This window comes from Streptomyces viridosporus (assembly GCF_002078235.1).
GTDB lineage: Bacteria > Actinomycetota > Actinomycetes > Streptomycetales > Streptomycetaceae > Streptomyces > Streptomyces viridosporus.
Genome location: NZ_MSGP01000493.1, coordinates 1 through 6,529, shown reverse-complemented (window position 1 = coordinate 6,529; position 6,529 = coordinate 1). Strand labels below are relative to the sequence as shown.

Sequence of the window (6,529 nt, the reverse complement as noted above, 5' to 3'; positions counted from 1 at the left end):
GTGCCGTACGGCACACCCGGGATCCGTCCTCCGGATCACACCGGGCCCGCCTCCCGACCCCGCCCCGTCCGAACGACGGGTCCCGGCCGTCGGCCTCGTACCGGCCGGCCTCGGGGAAGTGACGCAGCGCTTGCGGACCGGGCCCAGGAGCGGGGCGGCCGCCGGCCGGGGGCCCGCGACCGCCCGCCGCCCCCGGCGGAACCGTCAGCCGCGCTGCAGCTCGTGGCGCAGGTCGTCCAGCTCCGTGCCTCCGGCCATCTGCCGGGTCAGCTCGTCCAGGGTGATGTCGTCGCGCCGGTGGTTCCCCACCGTCGTCCCCCGCTTCAGCAGCACGAACCGGTCCCCCACCAGATACGCGTGGTGCGGGTTGTGGGTGATCAGCACGACCCCCAGGCCCCGGTCCCGTGCCGCCGCCACGTACTTCAGGACCACCCCGGACTGCTTCACCCCCAGGGCCGCCGTCGGCTCGTCCAGCACCAGCACCTTGGCGCCGAAGTACACCGCGCGGGCGATCGCCACGCACTGCCGTTCGCCGCCAGAGAGGGTGCCGATCGGCTGGTCGACGTCGCGCAGGTCGATGCCCATCCGGAGGAGCTCGGCGCGGGCGGTGCGGCGCATGAAGCCGACGTCCATCCGCTTGAAGGGGCCGACGCCCGTGCGCGGCTCGGAGCCGAGGAAGAAGTTCCGCCAGACCGGCATGAGCGGGACGACGGCCAGGTCCTGGTGGACGGTGGCGATGCCGCGGTCCAGGGCCTCGCGCGGGGAGGACAGGCGCGTGGCCCCGCCCTCCAGGGCCAGCGTGCCGCCGTCGTGCCGGTGCACCCCTGCGATGATCTTGATCAGGGTGGACTTGCCGGCGCCGTTGTCGCCCAGCACGCAGGTGACCTCACCGGCGTGCACCTCCAGGGAGACCCCTTCCAGGGCGCGCACGTTGCCGTAGTGCTTGCTGACGCCGGACAGCTCCACGAGGGGCGCACGGCGGGTGGTCCGGGTCATTTCACGGCCTCCGCGCGGCGGCGCACCCAGGTGTTGAGCAGGGTCGCGAGGAGCAGCATCGCCCCGAGGAAGAACTTGAACCAGTCCGGGTTCCACTCGGCGAAGACGATGCCCTTGCTGGTCATGCCGAACAGCAGTGCGCCGACCGCCGAGCCGACGGCGCTGCCGTGGCCGCCGGTGATCAGGCAGCCGCCGATGACGGCCGCGATGATGTAGATCAGCTCGTTGCCGACGCCCTCGCCGGACTGGACGACGTCGTAGCTGAAGAGCAGGTGCTGACCGCAGATCCAGGCGCCGAGGGCCACGCCCATGTAGAGGCCGGTCTTGGTCCTGGCCACGGGGACGCCCACCGCGCGGGCCGCCCGCTCGTTGCCGCCGACCGCGAAGATCCAGTTGCCCGCGCGGGTGCGCAGCAGGATCCAGCTGCCGAGGGCGACCAGGGCGAGCCACCACACGACGGTGACCTTGAGGTGGACCCCGCCGACGGTGAAGGTCGACGCGAACAGGGCCCGTGCGCCGGCGAAGCCCTCCATGTCGGCGATCGTTCTGGTGGAGACGGTGCCGCTGACGAGCTTGGTGAAGCCGAGGTTCATGCCGGTCAGCATCAGGAAGGTGCCGAGCGTGACGATGAAGCTCGGCAGCCGGGTACGGGCCAGCATGATGCCGTTGAAGGCGCCGATGGCGAGCGTGACCAGCAGGGACACCCCGACGCCGACCCAGACGTTGGCGGTCATCTGGTAGCTGAACATCGACGACAGCAGCGCCGACGAGGTGACCAGGACGCCGGCCGACAGGTCGAACTCGCCGCCGATCATCAGCAGCGCCACCGGGACGGCCATGATGCCGATCGTGGAGGACGCGTACAGCACGGTGCCGAGGCTGGAGGCCCGCAGGAAGCCGTCGGCGACGAGGGCGAAGCAGCAGAAGACGGCGATCGCACCGACGACGGAGCCGAGTTCGGGGCGGCTCAGCAGCCGCCGGAGCGGGAAACCGGCCCGCAGAAACCTTTCTTCATCGGCTGCCGCCCCTACGGCCGTGGTCTCCCCGCCCGCCGTGGTGTCCGCGGTCGCCCGGCTCATCGGGTGCCCCGCTTCGTGTACGCCTCGAGCGCCGCCGCGTCGTCCCCGGTGATGACCTGCGGGCCGGTGAGCACCGGGCGGCCGCCGCCCAGGACGTCGGCGTTGTACCGGTACAGCCACAGCAGGTCGACCGCCTCGTAGCCCTGGAGGTAGGGCTGCTGGTCGACGGCGAAGCCGAGGCTGCCGTCCTTCAGCCCGGCGGCGACCTTGGCGTTGAGGTCGAAGGTGTCGATCTCGGCGTCGCTGCCCGCGCCCTCCTTGGCCTTCACCGCGGTGTCGGCGTAGGGCGCGCCCAGGGTGACGACGGCGTCCACGCCGGGGTCGGACTGGAGCCGGGCCTCGATCGCCGACTGGACGTCGGGCATGCTCGTGCCGTTGACGTGGAGCCGGACCAGCGTGCCGTCGAAGGTCTCCCCCACCCCGTCGCAGCGCTGCTCGTGGCCGACGTTGCCCTGCTCGTGCAGGACACAGAGGGCCTTCTTCCGGCCCCGCGCGTTCAGCTCCTCGCCGACGGCCTCACCGGCGATCGTCTCGTCCTGCCCGATGTGGGCGAGCGCGCCGAACTCCTTGGACTCGGCCGAACCGGAGTTCACGGTGATCACCGGGATGCCGGCCTCGCGGGCCCGGGCGAGGGCCGCCTTCATCGCGTCCGGCTTGGCGAGGGTGACGATGATCCCGTCCACCTTCTTGTCGACGGCCGCGTCCACGAGCTGCGCCTGCCGCTGGCCCTCGTCGTCGTGGGAGTACAGGAAGCGGACGTTGTCCTTCGCCGCGGCCTGCTCCGCGCCGTTCTGGACGATGTCCCAGAAGGTGTCGCCGTCCCCCGCGTGGGTGATCATCGCGAAGGTCCAGCGGGGGGTGTCCACCGCCGCCCTCCCCTGGGTCGCCGCGGCCGCCCGGGCGTCCTCCGCCCGTTTGCCGCCGGTACTGCTGCATCCGGCGAGCGAGAGGCTCAGCGCCCCCGCCACCGCGACGCCCACCCAGGTCCAAAACCGTGCCACGAGGCCGTGCCCTTCTTGCTGTGTTCTGTCGTGCCTGGGGCCGATGACCGCACCGGACCCAAACGCCCCATTCTCGAACACGGGCATCAGGCGCTCCCGCTCGGGGAGCAGACATCGGTCATATTGTCCGGACAATGCGACGAAGGGCAGTGCGCAACACCGTGCGGCGCCCCGCGCCGCCCCGCGGCCGTCAGGACCGGACGAGCAGTTGGAACTCGAAGGAGTAGCGGGAGGGCCGGTAGGTGTGGGTGCCGAACTCCACCGCGCGGCCGGTGTCGTCGAAGGTCACGCGCTGCATGGTGAGCAGCGGGGCACCGGTCTGCTCGCCGAGCCGCTCGGCCTCGGCCGCGGTGGCGGCACGGGCGCCGATGGTCTGGCGGGCGCTGTGCAGGGTGATGCCGGCCGCCCGCATCAGCCGGTACAGGCCGGTGGCCTCGAGCTGTCCGGTCCCGAGATCGAGCAGGCCGGGCGGCAGGTAGTTGCACAGGTACGCCATCGGCTCCCCGTGCGCGAGACGCAGCCGCTCGATGCGGTGCACCTCGATGCCCTCGGCCACCCCGAGGGCCGCCGCGACCTCGGCGGACGCGGCGACGACGGTGTTGACCAGGACCTTCGTGGCCGGACGCTGGCCCGCCGCCTCCAGGTCGTCGTAGAGGCTGCTGAGCTCCAGGGGGCGCTTGACCCGGCTGTGCACCACCTGGGTGCCGACGCCGCGGCGGCGCACGAGGAGGCCCTTGTCGACGAGGGACTGGATGGCCTGGCGGACGGTCGGCCGGGACAGACCGAGCCGTCCGGCGAGCTCGATCTCGTTGCCCAGCAGGCTGCCGGGGGTCAGCGTGCCCTGCTCGATAGCGGCCTCCAGCTGCTGGGACAGCTGGAAGTACAACGGCACGGGGGAGCTGCGGTCCACGCTCAGCTCCAGCTGCACGGTCGGGTCCACTTCTGGTTTCGGCACGGCCCGAGCGTAGTCCCGTGCGCTGTTGACGGGAAGTCGTGTAGTTCGGTTGTCCGGACATGCGGATTGACAGGAAGGGGCACGGGCCGCACTTTGTCTCCATGCGCATCGGGATCATCGGTACGGGCCGCATCGGCAGCCTTCACGCTCGCACGCTCAGCAGGCACCGTGACGTGGGATCGCTGATCCTCACCGACGTGGAACCCGCGCGGGCCCAGGAGCTCGCGCACCGGCTCGGTGAGACGGCGGCGCCCGGGGTGGACGAGATCTTCACCTGGGGCGTGGACGCCGTGGTGATCACGACGGCCACGCCCGCCCACGCCGAGCTGATCGGCCGGGCGGCACGCGCGGGACTGCCGGTGTTCTGCGAGAAGCCCATCGCCCTGGACCTCGCGGGCACGTTACAGGCGATCATGGAGGTGGAGGCCGCCGGGACCGTCCTGCAGATGGGCTTCCAGCGCCGCTTCGACACCGGCTACACGGGGGCGCGCGAGGCGGTGCGCTCGGGCCGGCTCGGGCGGCTGCACACCGTACGGGCGACGACCGGCGACTCCGAGCCGCCGCCGGCCGGGTACCTGCCGCAGTCCGGCGGGCTGTACCGGGACACCCTCATCCACGACTTCGACATCCTGCGCTGGGTGACCGGCCGGGAGGTCGTGGACGTCTGCGCCGCCGGGTCCGACGCGGGACCCGCGCCGTACCGGGAGGCGGGCGACGTCGACACCGGCGCGGCGCTGCTCACCCTCGACGACGGCACGCTCGCCACGGTCACCGCGACCCGTCTGAACGGCGCGGGCTACGACGTGCGCATGGAGCTCGCCGGGGAGCGGGACCAGATCACCGTCGGCCTGGACGACCGCACGCCGATCGCGTCCACCGAGCCGACCGGGCCGCCGCCCGCGGACAAGCCGTGGACCGGGTTCCTGGAGCGGTTCGGGCCCGCGTACGAGGCGGAGCTGAACGCGTTCGTCGAGGTGGTGCGGGGTGAGCGGGCCAACCCCTGCGACGGGCGCGAGGCGCTGAGGGCGCTGCGGATCGCCGAGGCGTGCGAAGTGTCCCGGCGGGAGCGCAGAGCCGTCCGGCCGACGGAGCTGGGGCGCGGGGCGGACGCGGCGTTCGACTGACGCGGGCAGGCGGGCGCGGCGCGGCGCCCGCCCGGGCCCGGCGAGGAGGGGGCTCGGGCGGCGCGCCGGGCCGGGATCAGGGCGTCCGGACCGGCAGGACCGTCCCCTGGGCGACCGCGCACAGTGTCTCCGTGCCGTCCTCGGCGAGGGTGAGCAGGTCGCAGCGGACGACCGCCTGGCGCCGCCCGGCGTGCACCACCTCCGCGCGGGCGCGCAGCGTCCGCCCCGCGGCCGGACGGAGGTACTGGACGGAGAAGCCGCCGGTGAGCACGTGCGGGCCGAGCGCGGCGCCGGCGGCGAAGGTGAGGGCGTTGTCGGCGGCGTAGGAGAGGACGCCGCCGTGCAGGAAGCCGTTCTGCTGGTGGAGTTCCTCGCGGATGTCGATCTCCAGGGTGGCCGCGCCGTCCCCGAAGGCGGTGAGGCGGGCGCCGAGCAGCCGGCTGAAGGGCTGGGCGTGCAGGACCTGCCGGGCCGTGGCGAGGTCGAGTCCGGGAGGTGCGGTCATGGGAGGCCGGGGCTCCTTCGGGCGGCGGACGGGTCGGGGGCGGACGGGAGGCGGAGGGGGCGCGCCCGCACGACGCTACCGCCCCTCGGTGTCCTCCAGGAGCCCGGCGTCGTGGGCGAGCAGGGCGAGCTGTACGCGGTTGTTGAGGCCGAGCTTGGCCAGGGTCCGGGAGACGTGGGTCTTGACCGTGGCCACGCTCATGAAGAGCCGCGTGGCGATCTCGGCGTTGGCCAGGCCCCGGCCGACCGCGACGGCGACCTCGCGTTCGCGGTCGTTGAGGGCGGCGATCCGCTCCCGCGCGTGCGCGCGCCGTGTGTCGGCGGCGGTGCCGGCCGCGTGCTCCATCAGTTGACGGGTGACGGCGGGCGACAGGACGGGGTCACCGGCCGCGACCCGGCGCACCGCGGCGAGGATCTCGGCGGGCGGTGTGTCCTTGAGGACGAAACCGGCGGCACCCGCGCGCAGGGCCCGCAGCACCTGCTCGTCGGCGTGGAAGGTGGTGAGCACCACCACCTGCGGGGCGTCCGCGCGCCGGCGCAGCGTCTCGGTGGCGGCGAGCCCGTCCACCGTCGGCATCCGGATGTCCATGAGGACGACGTCCGGGCGGGTGCGGTCGACGAGTGCCTCGACCTCGCCGCCGTCGGCGGCCTCACCGACGATCTCGATGTCCTCGGCGCCGCCCATCATGAAGGACAGCCCGGCCCGCACCAGGGGGTCGTCGTCGACGAGGAGCACTCTGATCGCAGTCATGGGAGGTACGTAATCACGGTGGGGCGGGGCATGGACACGCCGGGCGGCCGGGCTCCGTAGGGAGGTTCCCCGCCGGCGCGTCCGGCGCGCGGCTCACCGCCGCTCCCCGGCCCCGGTGC

The 6,529-nt window shown here is 73.2% G+C and carries 7 protein-coding genes; 1 reads left to right on the top strand and 6 read right to left on the bottom strand.

Annotated features, from left to right (window positions below):
• Positions 1 to 204 precede the first annotated feature (204 nt).
• The 4 genes from B7L92_RS30150 to B7L92_RS30135 all read right to left on the bottom strand — a co-directional run bounded on the left by B7L92_RS30150 (position 205) and on the right by B7L92_RS30135 (position 4,004).
• Positions 205 to 996 (bottom strand): ATP-binding cassette domain-containing protein, encoded by a 792-nt coding sequence (locus B7L92_RS30150; RefSeq protein ID WP_081240521.1) that lies wholly within the window; start codon positions 994 to 996, stop codon positions 205 to 207.
• On the bottom strand, positions 993 to 2,075 hold the full coding sequence (locus B7L92_RS30145) for an ABC transporter permease (protein WP_255311207.1): 1,083 nt from the start codon (positions 2,073 to 2,075) through the stop codon (positions 993 to 995). Before B7L92_RS30145 ends, B7L92_RS30150 begins: the two co-directional genes overlap by 4 nt.
• On the bottom strand, positions 2,072 to 3,076 hold the full coding sequence (locus tag B7L92_RS30140) for a sugar ABC transporter substrate-binding protein (RefSeq protein ID WP_026084755.1): 1,005 nt from the start codon (positions 3,074 to 3,076) through the stop codon (positions 2,072 to 2,074). Before B7L92_RS30140 ends, B7L92_RS30145 begins: the two co-directional genes overlap by 4 nt.
• 190 nt (positions 3,077 to 3,266) lie before the next feature.
• Complete coding sequence (locus tag B7L92_RS30135; protein WP_174704041.1) at positions 3,267 to 4,004, bottom strand: GntR family transcriptional regulator; 738 nt, start codon at positions 4,002 to 4,004, stop codon at positions 3,267 to 3,269.
• Positions 4,005 to 4,132: 128 nt separating this feature from the next.
• Here B7L92_RS30135 and B7L92_RS30130 point away from each other — a divergent pair, with 128 nt between their 5' ends.
• Positions 4,133 to 5,155, top strand: a complete 1,023-nt coding sequence (locus B7L92_RS30130) for a Gfo/Idh/MocA family protein (protein WP_081240519.1) — start codon at positions 4,133 to 4,135, stop codon at positions 5,153 to 5,155.
• A 76-nt stretch (positions 5,156 to 5,231) separates the two neighbouring features.
• Here the strand turns inward: B7L92_RS30130 and B7L92_RS30125 are convergent, their stop codons facing one another.
• Together B7L92_RS30125 and B7L92_RS30120 are read right to left on the bottom strand one after the other, a co-directional pair.
• Entirely contained in the window at positions 5,232 to 5,660 is a 429-nt protein-coding gene (locus B7L92_RS30125) for a PaaI family thioesterase (RefSeq protein WP_081240518.1), read from the bottom strand.
• A 75-nt stretch (positions 5,661 to 5,735) separates the two neighbouring features.
• Entirely contained in the window at positions 5,736 to 6,410 is a 675-nt protein-coding gene (locus tag B7L92_RS30120) for a response regulator transcription factor (RefSeq protein ID WP_081240517.1), read from the bottom strand.
• Between the last annotated feature and the right edge of the window lie 119 nt (positions 6,411 to 6,529).